The sequence below is a fragment of the Hominibacterium faecale genome, from assembly GCF_020734085.1.
GTDB classification, from domain to species: domain Bacteria; phylum Bacillota; class Clostridia; order Peptostreptococcales; family Anaerovoracaceae; genus Hominibacterium; species Hominibacterium faecale.
On record NZ_JAJAGH010000001.1, the window covers coordinates 265,351 to 284,757 of the forward strand.

The 19,407-nt window shown below is 46.2% G+C and carries 15 protein-coding genes; 11 read left to right on the forward strand and 4 right to left on the reverse strand.

Going from position 1 to position 19,407, the window contains the following annotated elements; all coding sequences use genetic code 11:
• Nucleotides 1-5 precede the first annotated feature (5 nt).
• From LG211_RS01200 to LG211_RS01215, 4 genes are all read left to right on the forward strand, one after another.
• On the forward strand, nt 6-848 hold the full coding sequence (locus LG211_RS01200) for an AAA family ATPase (RefSeq protein ID WP_269476897.1): 843 nt from the start codon (nt 6-8) through the stop codon (nt 846-848).
• 1 nt (nt 849) lies between these two features.
• Nucleotides 850-2,043 carry a vWA domain-containing protein gene (locus tag LG211_RS01205; protein ID WP_253021136.1) on the forward strand — a complete coding sequence of 398 codons (1,194 nt, stop codon included), beginning with the start codon at nt 850-852 and terminating at the stop codon, nt 2,041-2,043.
• 176 nt (nt 2,044-2,219) lie between these two features.
• Nucleotides 2,220-3,587: an APC family permease gene (locus tag LG211_RS01210; RefSeq protein WP_148395557.1), complete on the forward strand. Its 1,368-nt coding sequence runs from the start codon at nt 2,220-2,222 to the stop codon at nt 3,585-3,587.
• A gap of 25 nt (nt 3,588-3,612) precedes the next feature.
• Nucleotides 3,613-5,238: an amidohydrolase gene (locus LG211_RS01215; protein WP_227754781.1), complete on the forward strand. Its 1,626-nt coding sequence runs from the start codon at nt 3,613-3,615 to the stop codon at nt 5,236-5,238.
• Between the two features lie 376 nt (nt 5,239-5,614).
• Here LG211_RS01215 and LG211_RS01220 read toward each other — a convergent pair whose 3' ends face one another.
• The 4 genes from LG211_RS01220 to ptcA all read right to left on the reverse strand — a co-directional run bounded on the left by LG211_RS01220 (nt 5,615) and on the right by ptcA (nt 10,813).
• Complete coding sequence (locus LG211_RS01220) at nt 5,615-6,967, reverse strand: aminotransferase class III-fold pyridoxal phosphate-dependent enzyme (protein WP_148395559.1); 1,353 nt, start codon at nt 6,965-6,967, stop codon at nt 5,615-5,617.
• A gap of 719 nt (nt 6,968-7,686) precedes the next feature.
• A complete protein-coding gene (gene arcC / locus LG211_RS01225; protein ID WP_148395560.1) occupies nt 7,687-8,634 on the reverse strand; it encodes a carbamate kinase in 948 nt (315 codons plus the stop codon).
• A gap of 12 nt (nt 8,635-8,646) precedes the next feature.
• A complete protein-coding gene (aguA, locus tag LG211_RS01230; protein ID WP_148395561.1) occupies nt 8,647-9,756 on the reverse strand; it encodes an agmatine deiminase in 1,110 nt (369 codons plus the stop codon).
• A gap of 31 nt (nt 9,757-9,787) precedes the next feature.
• Nucleotides 9,788-10,813, reverse strand: a complete 1,026-nt coding sequence (gene ptcA, locus LG211_RS01235; protein WP_148395562.1) for a putrescine carbamoyltransferase — start codon at nt 10,811-10,813, stop codon at nt 9,788-9,790.
• 314 nt (nt 10,814-11,127) lie between these two features.
• Here ptcA and LG211_RS01240 point away from each other — a divergent pair, with 314 nt between their 5' ends.
• The 7 genes from LG211_RS01240 (at nt 11,128) to LG211_RS01270 (ending at nt 19,051) form a co-directional block, all read left to right on the forward strand.
• Nucleotides 11,128-11,934 (forward strand): response regulator transcription factor, encoded by an 807-nt coding sequence (locus LG211_RS01240; RefSeq protein WP_148395563.1) that lies wholly within the window; start codon nt 11,128-11,130, stop codon nt 11,932-11,934.
• Between the two features lie 159 nt (nt 11,935-12,093).
• A complete protein-coding gene (locus LG211_RS01245) occupies nt 12,094-12,900 on the forward strand; it encodes a carbon-nitrogen hydrolase family protein (RefSeq protein ID WP_148395564.1) in 807 nt (268 codons plus the stop codon).
• A 20-nt stretch (nt 12,901-12,920) separates the two neighbouring features.
• A complete protein-coding gene (locus tag LG211_RS01250; protein WP_227754779.1) occupies nt 12,921-14,330 on the forward strand; it encodes a sigma-54 interaction domain-containing protein in 1,410 nt (469 codons plus the stop codon).
• A gap of 278 nt (nt 14,331-14,608) precedes the next feature.
• Nucleotides 14,609-14,830, forward strand: a complete 222-nt coding sequence (locus LG211_RS01255) for a hypothetical protein (protein ID WP_148395566.1) — start codon at nt 14,609-14,611, stop codon at nt 14,828-14,830.
• 24 nt (nt 14,831-14,854) lie between these two features.
• Entirely contained in the window at nt 14,855-16,258 is a 1,404-nt protein-coding gene (locus tag LG211_RS01260; protein ID WP_148395567.1) for a purine-cytosine permease family protein, read from the forward strand.
• Nucleotides 16,259-16,283: 25 nt separating this feature from the next.
• On the forward strand, nt 16,284-17,444 hold the full coding sequence (locus LG211_RS01265; protein ID WP_148395568.1) for an iron-containing alcohol dehydrogenase: 1,161 nt from the start codon (nt 16,284-16,286) through the stop codon (nt 17,442-17,444).
• Between the two features lie 218 nt (nt 17,445-17,662).
• Nucleotides 17,663-19,051, forward strand: a complete 1,389-nt coding sequence (locus LG211_RS01270) for a sigma-54 interaction domain-containing protein (protein ID WP_227754778.1) — start codon at nt 17,663-17,665, stop codon at nt 19,049-19,051.
• Nucleotides 19,052-19,407: the final 356 nt, after the last annotated feature.

Sequence of the window (19,407 nt, forward strand, 5' to 3'; positions counted from 1 at the left end):
AATCGATGAAAAAATTAGATGTTTTTAAAGGAAGCGACAAATACGTTGTTACGCCGGAGCTGATGAACGCGGTCAATGTTTCCATTGCGCTGGAAAAGCCGCTGCTGATCAAGGGCGAGCCGGGAACGGGAAAAACCATGCTGGCCGAAGCCATCGCCGATGCCCTGGGCATGAATCTGATCATATGGGGGATCAAATCCACCACCAAGGCCCAGGAAGGGCTCTATGTTTACGATACGGTCCAAAGACTGTACGACAGCCAGTTCGGAGAGGGAGATGTTTCCGATATCAAACAGTACATCAAGCTGGGAAAACTGGGCGAAGCTTTCACTTCCGACCAGCAGGTGGTGCTGCTGATCGATGAGATCGACAAGGCGGACCTGGAGTTTCCCAACGACCTTTTATGGGAGCTGGATAAAATGGAATTCTATATCAATGAGACAAAGGAGACCATCCGCACCAAGACCCGTCCTATTGTAATCATCACGTCCAATGCGGAAAAAGAACTGCCGGATGCTTTCCTGCGCCGCTGTTTTTTCCATTACATCGAATTCCCGGATACAGGCAAGATGGAAGAAATCATCCGCGTTCACTACGGGGATATCGACCGCAAGCTCTGCCAAAAGGCGCTGGAAGCCTTTTACGAGATCCGGGGCATGAAGGAGCTGCAGAAAAAGCCCAGCACTTCTGAGCTGCTGGACTGGCTGCAGGCGCTGATGATCAGCGGCGTCAATGTGAACAAGCTCAAGGATGAAATTCCTTTTGTGGGCGTGCTTTTGAAAAAGAACCAGGACATCGATATTATGCACGAAATCAAAGAAAAAGGCTACTCGCTGAAGAGGTGGTAATGTGTTTTTAGAATTCTTTTATCTTCTCAGGGCTAAGGGCCTTGAAGTCTCCATAAATGAATGGATGGCGCTGATCGAAGCTCTGGATAAGGGACTTTGCGGATCCTCGCTGACCGGCTTTTACCACCTGTGCCGAAGCGTTCTGGTGAAGAGCGAATCCGACTACGATAAGTTCGACGCAGTCTTTGCCGAGTATTTTAAAAACGTCCAGACTCCCGAGGATCTGCCGGAGGAGTTCTGGAAATGGCTCAGTGAAAACCAGCGGGAGCGGGATATCAACGATAAGGGCGATGCAGAAGACATTCAGCGGGAACTGGATGAATTGCTGCAAATGTTTTATGAACGGATCCAGGAGCAAAAAGAAAAGCATGACGGTGGAAACTACTGGATCGGAACCGGCGGAACATCCACCATGGGCCACGGCGGCTACAACAGCCAGGGAATCCGGGTGGGCGGCAAAGGCCGGCATAAATCGGCAGTTCAGGTGGCCGGGGAACGGAATTTCAGAGATTTCCGCCAGGATAATATTCTCGATATCCGCCAGTTCCAGATGGCTTTCCGCAAGCTGCGCCAGTATTCATCCAGAGTGGACGGCGCCAAGACAGAGCTGGATATTGACCAGACCATCGATAAGACCTGCGATAACGCCGGGCTTTTGAGTCTGGTTTACGATAAACCGAGGAAAAATACGGTCAAGCTGCTGCTGCTCATCGATTCCGACGGGTCCATGCTCCCTTACAGCCGCCTCTGCAACCGGCTCTTTCAGGCGGTAAGCAAGTCCAGTCATTTCAAGGATTTGAAGGTGTATTACTTCCATAACTGCATCTATGATAATCTGTACAACACACCCCTGTGCAAACGGGGCGACTGGATCGATACCAGCTGGGTGCTTTCCAATCTGGACAGTGAATACAAAGTGATCTTTGTCGGCGATGCCGCCATGGCGCCTTCCGAGCTCTACCGCAAGGGCGGAAACTCGGTTATTGGGCTTTGGAACAAAGAACTGGGCATCGATTGGCTTAAAAAGTTCGATCGCAGATATAAAAAGAAAATCTGGCTAAACCCCATTAAAGAGGTCGAGTGGGAATGGGCTTACGGCGCGCAGACCATTCAGGCGGTGGGGGAAGTGTTCCCCATGTTTGAGCTGTCCCTGGACGGGCTGGAGAAGGGGATCAAGAAGCTGCTGGTCAAATAGAAAATCAAGCCTGACAGGCTTTTGTGAAAAGGCAGTTGCGGGGTTGGACTTGCGTCTGTCTTTTGTTTCGCAGGTATTTTTCAGAGTATTCAAAAATGAATAATGTGTGAATCCTGGACATAGGATGAAAACGGTGAGTTTAATCGTTATCATTTAATGAGAAAGGAGTCATACATATGAACAACGAACATCCTAAGGGATCAGAGAATTCCTTAGAACAATTCGGGTATAAGCAAGAGCTGAATCGCGTTCTCGGCTTGCCGGCAGTGTGTCTATTCGGGTTCGCGTATTTAGCGCCCTGTACGATTTTTTCGTATTTTGGCCTGATTAACGGGAGCACCCACGGGATGATGTCATTTGCCTACTTGATTGCGACAGTGGCGATGCTTTTTACAGCGCTTAGCTACAGACAGATGGTAAAGGCCTATCCCATCGCAGGATCGGTTTATAACTATACCTCCAAATCGATCAATCCCAGTGTGGGCTTTTTATCTGGGTGGGTAATTATATTGGATTATATTCTTCTCCCAATGATCAATTACATTATCGCATCCGGGTTTATTCCTCTGATTCTTCCGGGGATACCGGTGTGGCTGGATATGGTGATCCTGATTGTAATCGTAACCTTGATCAACCTTGTTGGCGTAAAAGTAATGTCAACCTTTGATAATATCTTTATCATTATTCAGTTTGCCTTTGTACTGACGGCGATCATTTTTGCCGTTAAGGTCATTGGACAGCACGATTATTCCGTATTTGATATCAATGGATTTATCAATCTTTCCGAATGGTCCGACGTGGGATTGAGCGGCGTTGTTTCGGGCGCAGCCGTTCTCTGCCTGTGTTTCCTGGGCTTTGATTCCGTCACCACCCTGGCCGAAGAGGCCAAGGATCCGGCAAAGACCATTGGCAAAGCGCTGATTATCATAACCATTTGTGCAGGTGCTTTATTTGTGATCGCGACCTTTTTATTCCAGGTTGCATGGCCGGAAGGCTGGAGAGAGTTGGATCCGGACAACGGTTCCTATCAGCTGATCGGATACCTGGCAGGCCAATTCATGGCAACCATGCTCTGCTGGGTTATGATTATCGCTTGTCTGGCTTCCGCCATTTCGTCTCAAGCAGCATGCGCCAGAATTTTATACGGCATGGGGCGTGACCGCCAGATTCCGAAAAAATTCTTCGGACATGTGAGCGAAAAGCATAAGGTTCCCGATTACAACATCATTCTCATCGGAATTGTTTCCCTGCTATCGATTTGGATCAGCCTTGACATCGGCTCTACAATGATCAACTTTGGGGCACTCCTGGGATTTGCCATGGTAAATGTATCGGTCTTTGCTCATTACTGGGTAAAAGAAGGGAATCGGGGACCGGCGGCTGTCTTTAAATATATCGTGCTGCCTGCCTGCGGTACCATCATATGTATGGCCCTTTGGGTGAATCTGGGCATGTGGGCGATGATCATCGGCTTTATCTGGATGGCCATCGGCGTGGCGGCTCTGCTCATCAACAAGAAACGGGGCGTCAGCATCGAATTATAAGCATGGATATGAAAGGAGGGTGAACGTGGAGTTTGCTGATAAAATATTAAAAAGCAGCGCTGTATTTACCGGGTATGAGGCAAAGCCTTTTGCCGGCGGAGTGGCGATAAAAGGAAACAAAATTCTGGATGTTTTGAAGGGGGATGAAATCGATCGATATCGGTCCCAAGAAACGAAGGTGTATGCTTATGGAGATAAGCTGATTATGCCGGGATTTGTGGACGCCCATGATCACTTGTGGTGGGGAGCGGTCGCCGACAGCGACCATATGGTGGATTTGACTTCTTCTGTTTCGGAGGAGGACGCCATTGAAAAAATCAAGCAATACGCCAGGAAGCACCCCCACGAAAAACGGATCCGCGGCTTCGGCTGGTATCCGGCCAATTGGAATGATGCGCCGCTGCCTACGAAGATAAGTTTGGATGAGGCGGTTCCTGACCGGCCGGCATATATGAACTGCGCCGACGCCCATACAGGGTGGTTTAACAGCCTCGCTCTTGCGGAATCCGGCTACTCTGCTGATATGGATCTGGGCGCGGGCTATCTGGGAACTTTTGAAAACGGGGAGCTGAACGGGCTGGTTTATGAGCCTGACGCCCTTGCGATCGGCTGGGAAAAGATGTATGCATTTCCGCCGGATCAAATCAAATCCATTGTCAGCAATTTTATGAAAGGCCTGGCAAAGCAGGGGGTTACTTCCCTCAGCGAAATGAGCGCCGATGATTATAAAGACCTATTCCATGACCGCTACCAGGTCTTTAAGGAAATGGATGAAAGGGGCGAATTGACCAGCCGAGTCCACGTATACACCAAATTCATGGGATATACCGACTTTCAAACCGCCGGGGCCTGGAAGCAGGAATTTTGTTCGGATAAATTCAGAATCAGCGGACTTAAAGGGTTTTTGGACGGTGTTACCTCGACTTACACCGGGCTTCTGCTCCAGCCCTATGCTGACCGGCCTGATACCTGCGGAGACGGCGTTCCCCTTGCTTCACAGGAGGAATTGAATGCAAGCGTTGCCGCAGGCAATGGGGCGGGCCTTCCGGTTCGCATTCATGCCCTTGGGGATGGGGCGGTGCGTATGGCTCTGGATGCATTCGAAGAATCCATCCGGGTTAACGGCAATCATGGCCTGGTCAATACCATTGAACATATTGAAACGATTGATGCAGCGGACCTGTCCCGATTCAAGGAACTGGGCGTGGTTGCTTCCATGCAGGGGGAACATTTATCTCTGGAGCACAACGAAAAAATTACCCGGCTGGGAAAAGATCGGTGCAGGCTGGAATGGCCCTTCAGATCCCTGCTGGACGCAGGTGCGGACCTGGCCTTTGGCACGGATTTCCCTGTGGTTTACTACAATCAGCTCCCGGGAATTTGGGCGGCGGTAACAAGAAAGAACTACGATGGAACTCTGGCAGGAGTTGAAAACGGCGAAACTATCACCCTGGCGGAAGCCCTGACAGCAAACACGCTAGGTGCTGCAAAAGTATATAATCGAGATCATGAATTAGGGACGCTGGAGCCCGGTAAGCTGGCCGATGTTATTGTTTTGGATAGAAACTTATTCGAAGTACCGGAAGATGAAATTCGGGAAGCTAAGGTGATTTTAACCATGATGGATGGAACGATCACCCACGAGGCTTAACCCCGGGCTATGGGGCGTTTGGTAGTGAAACGTTTTTACAGAAGTTTACCGGAATGCGGGGCGGCTGCGGCTTGCAGATAGGATGTGGGGATATTTGGGAAAAAACTAAAACAAAATTTTACTTTTTACGCAGGTTTCAACGGCCAGACGCTGTCAATTCGCAATGAGGCCGTGCGGGCCCCATAGTTTGCGGAACCAGGCCCAGCAAACCAACAACTTTGCGTAAATAGTTCGCTTTCTTCCAGAAATTTTCCGCAGAGTCCGCTTCTAGTAAGGTGAACGCTTTCCCCGGCCTCCATCCCGACTGCCCCCGTATAAATGGGCAAAACAAAAGGGAGAACAGTTTCTGTTCTCCCTTTTGCGATGTTGGAAAATACTATTTCATGAGAGCCTGGATGGACTCTTCGATAACTTCACATACCTTATCAATGGATTCATAGGAAATGGATGCGCAAGGCTCAATACGAGCAACGGTTACGTCATTCATCGTAGCAGAAGTCATAACCTTTCTCGAGAACATTTCCTTGCAGAAATCGTGCATGATATCCATGTCAGGCAGAACCAGACCGATCATGAGACCAGTACCGCGGACTTCCTTGAGCATTTCCGGATATTTTTTCTGGATTTCGTTCAGTTTCTTGAGGAAATATTCGCCCTTTTCCTTAACTAGCTGAGGAATGTCGTTTTCCAGGATGTAACGGATGGAAGCGATACCTGCTGACATAGCCAGAGGATTTCCGCCGAATGTAGGCATGGAAACCAGTGTTGGGTTTTCAACCAGAGCTTCTGTTACCATCCAAGGTCTTGCGATGATACCGGTCAGAGGCATGCAACCGCCGCCGATGGCTTTACCGAACAGCAGAATATCAGGAACGATGCCTTCTGCTTCTGTTCTCCACAGAGCGCCGGTTCTGCCCAGACCAGTCTGGATTTCGTCGCAGATCATAGCTACGCCGTACTTATCGCAGATCTCTCTTACCTTCTTCAGATATCCGGCCGGAGGAATGATGATTCCGCCTTCGCCCTGGATCGGTTCGAGGATAACTGCGGCAACCTTTTCGCCTACGGACTGCAGGTTCACGATTGCGTTTTCCATCTGCTCCGCATCACCGTATTTTACGTGCTGAACCTGCTGAATATTTGGAGTAAACGGTGATCTATAATCAGCGTTACCGATCAGGGACAGAGCGCCTGTCGATAATCCGTGATAAGCATTAACAGTAGAAATAAACCATTTTCCGCCTGTAGCCAGCTTGGAAAGCTTGATTGCAGCTTCTGTTGCTTCTGTACCGCCGTTTGTCGGCCATACTGCCTGCAGATCTCCCGGTGTGATCAGTCCCATCAAGTGGCTGAAATATCCCTGGAGCGGGTTAACCAGATCCTGTGAGTGCTGCGGGTAACGATCCAGCTGAGCATGAACGGTCTTCATGATTTCTGTATTTTTATGGCCTGCCAGGAAAATTCCGAATCCTCCCAGACAGTCGATGAATTCAGTGCCTTTAACATCGGAGAAGAATTCGCCTTCTCTCTGTGACCATTCTGAAAACATAGGGTCAGTTGACATGATTTCTCTGTATGGGAGCCAGCCAGGGTTTACATTTTCATTATAGTTTGCTTCTGATTCCTTGAGAATCGTATCTACATCTTCCTGTGAAAGCTGATCTTTCTGAATATAACCTTCTACGCGTTTTGCAATCTCTAAACCTAATTCTTTGTTTGTTACTGTCATGTGATGTCCTCCTTTGTTCACATACCGAAATACAAATTTTAAAAGCCATACCTAAAGCGGTCAAACCCAAGTTGGGTGAGTGGTATCATTAAATTTGTCATACCATTAAGAAGGCAAGAGCCGTCCGGTATGGCTTTTATAAATTACCACTTGGTTATCGTGTGTAATTTACTATTATATAAAAGCAAGTTGCGTGCCAACATTCAGCATGAAAAATAAAAAATATTTGTTGAAATTTCAACGTTTTTAAAAATCCATAATAAGAAAATAATATGGATATTCAATGGAGAATAAAAAGAAGGGGAGAATAAGGAGAAAGCCTGGAATTTCAACAAATTAAAATCTTAAATCATTATTTAAAAATGAATTGACGGCAAACCAATTATTCGCCTGTGGAATCTTCTGAAAGAAAGAACAGAAAAGGGGTTGTCGCAGGAATCGTAATCATCGTGATCCCTGGATCCTTGAGTGTCACGTTAACGGAATGTCGGGGCCGGGCCATGCGCAAATCATCGCGATCTGTGCCTGGCAGGAGGCCACTGAAACAAGCTCAAGCGATGATTTTACGTTTCATCCTTTCTGAATCCGACATGAATCCGGGCCCGAAGGGCCCGCTCCTTTCCAGCAGTTTGCAAAATGGAGCGAAAAAAAAGGCCCCGACAGAAATTCTGCCAGGACCTTTTCGTGAGAATAATAAAGATGAAATTACAAGGAGTGTCTTACGCGAACTTGATGATCGTACCGGTCTTTCCCTCGAGAGCCTCTGTCGCTTTGTCCAGAGATGTAATGATTGCACGTTTCTGAGGGAAAGCCCGTACGAACTTCATGGCAGCTTCTACCTTAGGCAGCATGCTGCCGGCTGCAAAGTGGCCTTCTTCTTTATAGCAGGCCAGCTCTGCGAGAGTTACTTCATCCAAGTTCTTTTGGTTTGGTTTGTTAAAGTTAATTGCTACTTTTTCTACTTCGGTAAGGATCATGAGAATGTCCGCGTCAACCTGCTCAGCCAGAAGCTCAGCCGCGAAGTCCTTATCGATAACCGCTGCGGTTCCTTCCAGGGAGCCGTCGGCGTTTTCAATAACCGGGATACCGCCGCCGCCGCATGTAATTACGATTGCGTGGTCCCACAGCTCTTTAACAGCGTCGATTTCGACGATTTTTCTCGGAAGAGGGGAGGCCACTACTCTTCTAAAGCCGCGGCCGGCGTCTTCCTTCATAACATATCCTTTTTCGGATTCCAAAACCTTGGCTTCCTCTTCCGAATAGAAGGGGCCGATGGGTTTTGTGGGATTTTCAAATGCAGGATCGTTTTTCTCAACGATCATCTGTGTAGCTACGGTCACTACTGGTATATTTCGATTTGTCTGGTTTAATGCGTATTTCAAGCATTGCTGGATGTGATAGCCGATGTAACCCTGGGACATTGCTCCGCATACATCAAAGGGCATCGCCGGGGTAACATCTTTCGCAGCTTCGGAGGCCATTACGATTCTGCCCACCTGAGGGCCGTTTCCATGCACAACCGCCAGCTCATATCCCTGCTTGCTGATCTGCGCGATATGCTCGCAGGTGTTTTTTACAACCTCAAGCTGCGCCTCGGCAGTAGCAGGGCCTTTGCCTGACTGAAGGGCATTGCCTCCTAAAGCGATTACGATTTTTTCCTTAGTCATTCCATATCTCCTTTATTTGGTTTCTTGCTGACATTTTGGCTGCTGCTGTGTAATGCAGTGCACGTTGCCGCCGCCGTAAACAATTTCTCTTGTAGGTACGCCGACTACCTTACGTTCCGGGAACATCTCCTGGAGCTGCTCTAAAGCCAAGCTGTCATATTCATCATCATACTGAGGAGCGATGACACCGCCGTTGACGATTAAAAAGTTCATGTAAGAAGCAATGCAGATATCATCGTCTTCCCGGGGAATCGTGCCTTCAACCTGGTCGATATCGAACTCGCCGCTGAGTTTAACGGGCACTTTCGGTAAGGTCAGCTTGTGTACCTTCAGCTTGCGCCCCTTGGCGTCGGTCGAGTTGATCAGGATATCATATGCCTGGCGGCAAGTATCGTAAAACGGATCTTCTTTATTTTCAGTCCAGATACAAGCCGCTTCACCGGGCCGAACAAAGCAGGCCACGTCGTCCACATGTCCGTCAGTTTCGTCTGGATCAATTCCATCTTTCAGCCAAATAACTTTTTCTGCGTTCAAATATTCTTTCAGCATGTCTTCGATTTCTTCCTTGGACATGTGAGGATTACGTCCCTCGCTCAAAAGGCACATCTCTGTGGTGAGAACCGTACCTTCACCGTCAACATGAAAGCTTCCGCCTTCGAGGACAAAACCTTCCGTATGATAGGAATCAATTCTCTCCAGTTCGCAAAGTTTGCGCGCCACCAGGTTATCCTGATCCCAAGGGAAGTAGAGTCCGTCGTAAAGGCCGCCCCATGCATTGAATTCCCAATCCACACCGCGGATGCGGCCCTGATCGTCAATGACGAAGGTAGGGCCGCAGTCCCGGATCCAAGAATCGTTGGTGTTGACCTCCACGACACGAATGTCATCAGAAAGTCTGGCTCTTGCGTTGGAAAACTGAGCAGGGGATACGAGCATAGTAACAGGCTCAAATTGGCTGATTGCTTCTGCTACGGCCTTGAATGCGTTCTGGGCGGGCTTAGCGCCGTTGCGCCAGTTATCCGGTCTTTCCGGCCAGATCATGAATACTTGTTCATGAGGCTCGAACTCGCCGGGCATTCTAAAGCCGTCTTTTTTTGGAGTTGAGTTTATTCTCTTTGCCATCTATTTTAGCCTTCTTTCTTGTATCGTTTCTTTATTCTCCGAATACTTCCGCCATGAATTCGTCTAATTCTTCCTTAACGGCAGCCTTAGCCAGTTCGGAACCTTCCTTCTGGTAACGAGTGAAGTATACGAGCAGACCTCTCATTGCAGTCAGTCTGTTTTCAGCTTCGTCCCAAGCGATGGAAATTTCGGAGTCCAGAACTTCGTCTGTAACTTCTTCGTTTCTTGTTGCCGGCAGGCAGTGGAGGAATTTTGCTCCCAGGTTTGCCTTGTTCATCAGTTCTTTGCTGACCTGATATTTGGGCATGAAGATCTTCTGTCTTTCTTCAGGTGACAGCTCGTTTTCATAGAGGCCATACCATACGTCTGTGTAGATAAAGTCAGCATCTTTCATGGCTTCATCCACATCGTCGGTTACCATCCAGCTTCCGCCTGATTCTTTGCAGTTTGCTTCGTAGATATCGGTGTGTTCCGGTCTCAGCTGGAAGCCTTTCGGTCCGAAGTGGCAGTAGTTGGCGCCGATCTTGGTTACGATGAATCCTAAGGAAGCGCATACCTGAGTGGCATCTCCTACGAATACGATCTTGCAGTCTTCAATGCTCTTTCCTTCCGGCAGGTGCTCGATCATGGTGATCATGTCGCCGATTTCCTGTGTCGGGTGGTTGTAATCGGACATTCCGTTTAATACAGGAACAGAAGATGAGTTGGCCAGTTTAACAACGGTTTCATGTTCGATAACTCTTGACATAATGATGTCTACATAACGGGAGATAACTCTTCCGGTATCTTCAATTGTTTCGTGTCCGCCCAGCTGGATCATTCCAGGTCCCAGGTACTGTGCGTGTCCGCCCAGCTGTTCCATGGCTGTTTCGAAGGATACTCTTGTTCTGGTGGAGGACTGCTGGAAGATCATAGCCAGTGTCTTATCCTTCATCAGCGGCGGATTGTATCCTGCTTTGATGCATTTTTTAATTTTCAGGGACAGATTGATGATGTCCATCAGTTCCTGCTTGGTAAAATCGCACGTGTCGATAAAATGTCTTAATTCTTTAGTCATACTTGATTCTCCTTTTAATTCTCTTTTTTCCGTTTATACAATGTTCAATATCCGTCCGGTAACGCGCTGTTTTGATTCCTGCCGCGTTACACCACTCACCCAGAGGACGTGCTTACATGATAGCTTCGGAATTTTCAGATTACAATTACCTTCCGTAGTGAAATCAGGCGATTGCAACTAAAGTGTAATTGCTCTCAGGAAAAAGGTAGTAGGAGGAGTAGCACTTGGTGTATGGGAGCATACTACAAAAGTAGTACTAAAAATATCATCCGGGTGGAATGAAATTTGCATGTTATTAATTGTAGGAGGTGCGAATGATAATGATGAATTTGACACATGAACAATGGGAAAAAATAAACCGGCTGATTCTGGAGGCTCATTCGGAAGGTGATATATACCGATTGAGGAAAAGCGTTTTGCAGAAATTGGATGAGCTGATTCCCCACGACAAATCGTTTTTTGACCTGGGATATAAAAAGGATACCAAGGTGGTCTTCTTTGATCCGGTGTCTGATAACATGGATCGGGGGTATCTGACATCTTATTTCAATAAATATGAGTCCATCGATATTATGTTCTGGTTCTTTTCCCAGACGCAGAGGAACATATACAGGGAAAGTGATTATGTGACCGATGTGATGGAAGAAACATCCGTATTCTACAGAGAGTGGATGAAGCCGCAGGACATCCGCTACAGCATGGGCTCAAGGGTTGCCTTTGAGGAAGTGCTCTACGGGTCTATTAATCTCTGGCGAAGCAAGGAGCATGGGGACTTTACCGATGAAGAGGTGTATATCCTGGGTGTAATCAATAAACATCTGGCGTGCCACTTCCACAATAAGTTTCCCAACGGCATCAAACGAAATAATGAAAATGATTATACGGATACAATGGTCCATCTGTATGGACTGACCCCGAGAGAGTCAGAGGTCGTGGAGCTCATATACGAAGGGCTGCCGATCCGGGCAATCGGAGAAAAGCTTTTCATATCAGAAAATACAGTAAAAAAACATACACACAACATTTTTAAAAAAATGAACATTTCCAACAGAGCCCAGCTAATGAAAATTGTACACGGATATATGACCACCAGTGTGGATGATTTAGTAGAAAAACGGTAAACATGTCAAAAGCTTTCAGCCAGTTAAATATTGACATGTTTTTTTTACAGAAAAGCAAACTTGGGATGCCAGCGTTTGTCAGTGAGGATGTGGCCAAACAGGGTTAAACCGTCTGCAGTGCGGAATTAAAATAAAAAAGAATAAATAGGAGGTCGTTGTATGAAAATAAGGGTAGCATGCTCCCAGATAGACTGCGTACTGGGGGACAAAGAAGCAAACTTTAAAAAGATGGAAGAAAGCGTCAAAACAATCAAATCTGATGATCCGACTGTAGAGCTGATCGTTTTTCCCGAACTGGCCCTCAATGGATATGAATGCCCTGAGCTGTTTGAAGACATGGCAGAAGTGTGTCCGGGCGGGGCCTACATAAGGAAGATAGGCAGGATTGCGCAAATCTGGGATGTGCACATTGCTTTTGGCTTTATTGAGCGGGAAGATCGTGAATACAGTATGCAGCTGTATAATACGGCTCTGCTCCTGGACAACAAAGGCGCGATCATTGGAACGTATCGCAAGTCTCACTTGGTTGAAGGCTTTGAGGCAGATAACTTTACAAAAGGCGGCCAATACCCGGTCTTTGATACCAGGTGGGGAAAAGTAGGTATGGCGATCTGCTGGGACGCGGCTTTTCCTGAAACCGTAAAGCTTTTGGCACTAAAGGGTGCAGAACTGATCCTGGTTTTGGCAGCCTGGGAAAAGCCCCATGCCTTTGACTGGGATCTGACCTTGGCAGCCAGAGCATTTGATAACGTAGCTTGCGTCGCAGCCTGCAATCGCGCAGGAACAGATCGGACTTTGTCCTATCTGGGAAAAAGCAAACTGGTGGCGCCGGGCGGACGGGTACTGAAAGAATGCGGTGATGAAGAATGTACGATAATCGGAACTCTGAATTTAGATGAAGTGAAAAAGATGCGCCGGGGATATTACGATTTGATCAGGAACGCCTCGTTTTATGAAGTTATATAGTTTACCAGGGGGTGATGAGCGTGAATACGATTAAAGACGGCTTTGTCGCAGATATGCTGGCGAAGAACATGGACAATATTTTTGAATCAATCTATGACGAAATCCTGATCACAGATAATCGAGGCGTGGTCCTGAAAGTGAGTACGGATTTTGAAAAGGAGTATGGGCTGGATCCGGGCAGCGCCATAGGAAGGACGGTAAAGGACCTGGAGGAAGAGGGCTATTTTAAACCATCCATTGCCGCGATTGTACTGGAAAACCAAGAAAAGGTCACAATGCACCAGAGAAATAACAAGGGGAGAGAGATTATCGTCACGGGCATCCCCGTTAAAGATGAAAACGGCAATATCAAATTGGTAGTCACCTTTTCCAGAGATGTTACGGATTTTATTAATTTAAAAAATGAGTACAAATCTTTGGAAGATAAGATGGCGCTGTACAAAGAGGAGTTGGAGAAGCTGAGAAATGAAAACATAGAAGTCGATGGAATTATTGCAGAGAGCATTCAAATGAAACGAGTGCTGCAGGAGGTAAACCGAATCGCGGCTTACGATGCTTCGGTCCTTTTGACAGGGAAATCCGGAGTCGGAAAAAGTATGCTGGCAAAGATCATTCACAGCAAAAGCGAACGGAGGAACTATCCCTTTATTGAGATCAATTGCGGGGCGATCCCTGAAAACCTGCTGGAATCAGAATTCTTCGGCTATGAAAAAGGCTCGTTCACAGGTGCCAATGAAAAGGGTAAAGTGGGGTTAATTGAGGTAGCCCAAAACGGAACGCTGTTTTTGGATGAAATATCCGAAATGCCTCTAAACTTACAAGTCAAACTTCTGAAAACCATTCAAGATAAAACGATTACACGAGTAGGAGGCACTAAGGAAATCCAGGTGGATTTCAGGCTGATTACTGCCTCCAATAAAAACCTTGAATCTCTGGTGAAAAAAAATTTATTTCGAGAAGACCTGTTTTACCGTCTCAATGTCATACCAATCGATATACCGCCGCTCAAAGAACGAAAAGACGACATTATTCCGCTGATTCTTTATTTTACTGACAAATTCAATCGCAAATATAATATGGAAAAATCTTTTTCCGTAGAAGTCATGCACGTTCTGGAACATCAGGAATGGCCGGGAAATATCAGAGAGCTGGAAAACCTGGTGGAACGGGTTCTTTTGACTTCCGATCAGAAGATGATCGATGTGGATGTTCTGGATGTTGCCATGAAGGGAGCTTTGGAGGTGAAGCACTTTGAGAACCATGAACACCTGACGCTTGAAGAAGCTGTCGAAGCTCTGGAACGGGAGATGATAACAGATAGTTATGCCAAGTGCAAAACCACGGTTGGCGTAGCTAAAATGCTTGGAATCAGCCAGCCTACGGCATTTCGTAAAATCAAAAAATATGTCAAAGATGAAACAAAAGAATAGATTTATTCTAATTAGAATAGGTATTCGTTTTGGTATAAATGCGAAATGGCAGTCGATAAAAAATGAAATTTACACAAGAGGGTAGAATTTTGCCGAATACAGCTGTATTCGAACGTGAATAAAACGAAAAAACGGTAAGTCGTGTAAATGAGAGATTTACAGAATTCTGAAAAAAATATATTTTGGCATAATTCTTGCGTCTTATTGTTGATACATTAAATTTGTTCTACCATTTTATTTTTATCGTCTGTATTGTTTGTAAGACAGGAGGTCTTAAAATGGCAAGTCATGAAGAGGTATACAAAGAACTAAAAGGCCGAACTGGCCTGAACCCTGATATAGAAGAAGAACTATGCCGCAGAATTTCCGTTATCGAAGAGTCCGGCGGGGAAATTGTACCCCATTTGACCAAAGGCGATTGGATCGCTACCTGGCTTTTAATCGCTGTAACCGGAATTATTCCAATTATTATTGAAGCATTCCGTTATGGATTTCAGTAATCGCTTATTAGGAGGAAATTTAAAATGGCAAAATTTGATGCGAACCAAGAATCACAATTTGGTGTGCTGCCCGTCCTGAAAGAGGACAGGGTATATAATTTATTTGATAATTCATGTATAAATGTAGGTCTGGCAATTGCCACCTGGTGCTTTATGATCGGCGGATCGGTAGCGCTGTTCGTAGACTTTTGGCCGGCCGTAATCGCCACATTGGTCGGCAATATGATTTCGGTACTGGTTATGGCGATCATGCCTTGTTCGGCTTCTGCCACCACAGGCGCTGATAATTACACGCTGGCAGCAAGCTATATGGGAAGAAACGGACGTTACATATTGATGGCATTCATTACAGTCTTCCAGATTGCATGGCTGATCGTTCTCTCCATTATGTTCGCCAGATCGGTGAGCAATGTAACCGCTGCTTTTATGGGCGTCGAATCCATGGGATCCGGCTTTACCATGGTGATTTCGCTGATTGCGGTTGCAATTGTATTTTTAGTAGTATGGAAAGGTCCTTTAGTAATCAAACGGTTCAACAATGTGGTTGCGCCAATGATGGTTGTCGTAATTATCGGGCTGCTGGTAATTCTGTCCAAAAACATCGGATGGGATGTCATCACCAGCGCGGATCCAATTGCGCCCAATGACAATCAGTGGGTAAACTTTTTGCTGGCAGTTGAGCTGAGCTTTGGCGCAGGCCTCTCCTGGTGGCCGAACATGGGCGGTATGTCCAGACTGTGTAAAACCACGAAAGCCGCTTATTGGGCAAATTTAGCTGGTCTGATCCTGGCTGCAACCGTAGGTACGGCTCTTGGAGTAGCTGCTGCCATTACCATTGGATCCGACGATCCGACGGAGTGGATGCTTCCTCTGGGCGGCCTGGTATTCGGTGTCATTGCACTGGTGTTCGTTGCCATTGCCAACGTTACGTCCAATGCAACTGTAGCATATAACATTTGTCTTGGTCTGAAAGATATCAAAATCTTTAGAGATAAAAAATGGGCGCTGGTTGTACTGATCTTCCTGATTCCGGTAGCAATCGGCCTGATCCTGTTCCCCAATCAGATTTATGACCACTTCTACATTCTGCTTGGCGTGACCTGCACCTTCTATGTGCCGGTTGTAACCATCAGTACCATCGACTATTTTGTACTGAGAAAGAAGAAGCTGGACATTAGAGGTCTCTATGACAGAACATCCACATCCGCATACTCGTTCTGGGGCGGATTTAACTGGGTAGCCATTATCGTATTTGCTCTGGCAATGCCGTTCTATTTGGTATTCCTCAACCCGGCTACCTTGGTATATCAGACACCGTTCATGTATTGTACGGCGTCAGGAGGCGTATTCGTCGTTGTGGCGATCGTTTACTACATCTTAGCAAAAGTATTCCTGGTGAACAAAGGCATCGGGGGGTATCGAAAATAGATTGACTTTAGAAAGAAGGTAAAATATGGACATGAGAGAATTTTTTCACGCGACAAAAGTCGTATCAGGAGCAGGGTCGGTTAAGAACGTAGGACAGGAAACTCTGGCTCTGGGCGGAAAAAAAGTATTGATTATAACCGATGGATTCTTGGCTGCAAGCCCAATTATGGAAAAGGTAACGGCAAGCCTTAAGGAATCCTCGATTGAATACATCGTTTACGATCAAGTAAGACCAAATCCAAGAACGACCGACTGTGATACTACCGCAGAGATGGCCAAAGCTGAGGGTGTCGATGTAATCATCGGCCTGGGCGGCGGCAGTTCTATGGACCAGGCCAAGGCAACAGCCGCTCTGGTAACCAATGGCGGAAAATGTGTTGATTGGGATTACGTGGAATTGAAGGAATATATGCTGCCGGTTATCTGTATTCCAACTACATCGGGAACAGGCAGCGAAGTAACCTTCGTAGCGGTGATTACCGATGAAGAAAGAAAATATAAGATGAGCGTCTTCGATCCTATTAAATTAAGACCAAGCGTGGCCATCGCTGACCCGGAACTGCTGACCAGCCTTCCGCCGTCACTGACCGCTTCCACAGGAATCGACGCGCTGACACATGCCATCGAAGCATACACCTGCAAGGTGTCCCAGCCGATCACAGATGCGCTGGCTCTGTATGCCATTGATGTGATTTCCAAGAATATTGTACAGGCGGTAGAGGATGGCAGCAATTTGGAGGTTCGGTACAACATGCTGATGGGAAGCTTGATTGCCGGTATGGCATTCATCAATTCCAATGTAGGTGCTGTACATGCGATTTCAGAAACCGTCGGCGGATGGTATGATACACCTCATGGAGTAGGAAATTCAATTTTCTTGCCCTATATTATGGAATACAATATCCCGGCTAACCCGGAAAAATTCGCCACTGTAGCCAGATATCTGGGCGTTGATCCCGAGGGAAAAACCACAGAAGAACTGGCTCTGGCCGGTGTAGAAAAGGTAAAAGAGCTGAATGCTAAGGTTAAGATTCCAAAGCTGATCGAGTTGGATTACATTAAAGAAGAAAACTTCAGAGCTATTGCAGAACGGTCGGCAGAAAACGCGTTGTCGCAGGATAACGCCAGAGACATCGATGCCGATGGCTATATGTCCGTTATTCTCAAAGCGTACAGAGGGAATTAATCCGTGCGCGATACGAAGAAACAGGCATAAGCAACCTATAATATCGCTCTTCTGACATTTTTTATATAAAACCCACGGTTCGCCTCTGTGCTGCCGTGGGTTTTATTTTCGTATAAATTTTCATGGTTGTGTAGCCTTATGAAAAACATAGAAAATTAAGAAGCCCGCTTAACTCAGCTCGTATGTTAACAACAAGAATTGAAAAAATGAGGTGTGATATGGAATTGGGAAAAGATTATAAACTGTTTTTAGACCACATCTGCGGTCTAATAGTGATCGATCAGCAGGGAAAGGTGGTCTACATTAATGATCAATGTGCGGATTACATCAAAGTGGACGCTCAAAGATCAATCGGAAAGCCGATTAAAAAGGTTTTCGCGCCTTCCACCATGGAAAAGCTGCTGCAGGGAGACACAGCATACCATACGAACTTTTATTTTGATGAGGGCAGAATGAGTGTCAGCACGCAGGTGCAGCTTAAAAAGGAGGGAACCGTTGTCGGCGTTCTGGAATACGATATGCTCCAAGACTTGGAGTCCCTGGACGATCTTTTGGAGAAATACGCCAAATCATTGCGGGAAGAGATGAAATATTACCGGGAACAGGTGCGCGATTTTAAGAGTACAAAGTACTCCATCAACAATATTATCGGTTCATCGAAAAAAGTCCGCGATCTCAAGCGTCAGATTGAACTTTCAGCCATGTCCAACTCGACCGTATTGATCACCGGTGAGACCGGAACCGGAAAAGAACTGGTGGCCCATTCTATCCATAACCTGAGCGTGCGGGCCTTCAGCGAATTTGTCAAAGTCAATTCAGTTGGAATGCCCGAATCGCTCATTGAATCTGAGCTGTTCGGTTATGTGGAAGGGGCGTTTACCGGCGCGAAAAAAGGAGGCAAAAAAGGCAAATTCCAACTGGCAGATAAAGGTACACTCTTTATTGACGAGATTAATCAGATGCCTCTGAGTCTGCAGCCTAAACTTCTGCGGGTACTGCAGGAAGGTGAGATTGATCCGGTAGGCAGTGAAAAGAGTCTCAGCGTGGATGCCAGGATCATTGCTGCCACCAATCAGGATCTAAGTAAGCTGGTCAAAGAAGGAGATTTCAGGGAAGATCTTTTTTATCGATTGAATGTGTTTCCTATTATCGTACCGCCTCTGCGGGAGCGGATCGAGGATCTGCCTGCGCTGGTGGAGAATAAAATTCGTTCTTTAAATATTGAGATGGGAAAGCATATTACCAAGGTGGATGAAAACGTTTATGAGCGCCTATGTGATTACGATTGGCCTGGAAATATCCGGGAATTATATAATGTTATTGAACGGGCGATGAACTTTGTCAGCGGAGAAATTTTGACAGAAGAGGTGCTGGATGTAATTCTCTTCCGTAACAACAATGGCAAACATCCTTTCTACCATATGGAAAACGGAAAACATCTGATCGAACAGGTTCGCAATAATGCGGAAAGAGAATTGATCATCAATGTTTTGAAACGTTTCAACAACAATCGTACCAAAGCAGCCCAATATTTAGGGATTGCCAGACCCTTGCTCTATCAAAAGATGAAACGTTTGAATATTACCAATCGAGATATATCTTTTTAAACTGACAGTGTAAGTTTAAAAAGACAGGATAAAAATGAGCTGAAAATTCTTGAAATATAAGATTTTTCAAGAATGGTTGTGTAAGCAAAAACTTACAGCAGGGCTGTCTCTTTTTTTGATAATATGCCAACAAGCTGGTGATGCGGGGGGTTAACCTAATTCTTTCAGCCCCGTAAAACTCGGGCAACTAACTGTATTGAAAAAAACTGCACCTTTATCGATAACAATTCATCAATTATTGGTGTATTGTTATTATAAAATTAATTAAAATTGCATATTTTAATATGGATAGTTTTTGAATATAATAGAAGAGCGATCGCAAGGAAGAACGTTAAGAGTATAAGGAGTCCCCGCGC

What these genes read in the sequence shown, in the direction of transcription:
- LG211_RS01200 (WP_269476897.1), top strand. Translation starts at nt 6, where the DNA reads ATGAAAAAATTAGATGTTTTTAAAGGAAGCGACAAATACGTTGTTACG.
- LG211_RS01210 (WP_148395557.1), top strand. Translation starts at nt 2,220, where the DNA reads ATGAACAACGAACATCCTAAGGGATCAGAGAATTCCTTAGAACAATTC.
- LG211_RS01220 (WP_148395559.1), bottom strand. Translation starts at nt 6,967, where the DNA reads ATGACAGTAACAAACAAAGAATTAGGTTTAGAGATTGCAAAACGCGTA.
- arcC (WP_148395560.1), bottom strand. Translation starts at nt 8,634, where the DNA reads ATGACTAAGGAAAAAATCGTAATCGCTTTAGGAGGCAATGCCCTTCAG.
- aguA (WP_148395561.1), bottom strand. Translation starts at nt 9,756, where the DNA reads ATGGCAAAGAGAATAAACTCAACTCCAAAAAAAGACGGCTTTAGAATG.
- ptcA (WP_148395562.1), bottom strand. Translation starts at nt 10,813, where the DNA reads ATGACTAAAGAATTAAGACATTTTATCGACACGTGCGATTTTACCAAG.
- LG211_RS01240 (WP_148395563.1), top strand. Translation starts at nt 11,128, where the DNA reads ATGATAATGATGAATTTGACACATGAACAATGGGAAAAAATAAACCGG.
- LG211_RS01245 (WP_148395564.1), top strand. Translation starts at nt 12,094, where the DNA reads ATGAAAATAAGGGTAGCATGCTCCCAGATAGACTGCGTACTGGGGGAC.
- LG211_RS01255 (WP_148395566.1), top strand. Translation starts at nt 14,609, where the DNA reads ATGGCAAGTCATGAAGAGGTATACAAAGAACTAAAAGGCCGAACTGGC.
- LG211_RS01260 (WP_148395567.1), top strand. Translation starts at nt 14,855, where the DNA reads ATGGCAAAATTTGATGCGAACCAAGAATCACAATTTGGTGTGCTGCCC.
- LG211_RS01265 (WP_148395568.1), top strand. Translation starts at nt 16,284, where the DNA reads ATGGACATGAGAGAATTTTTTCACGCGACAAAAGTCGTATCAGGAGCA.
- LG211_RS01270 (WP_227754778.1), top strand. Translation starts at nt 17,663, where the DNA reads ATGGAATTGGGAAAAGATTATAAACTGTTTTTAGACCACATCTGCGGT.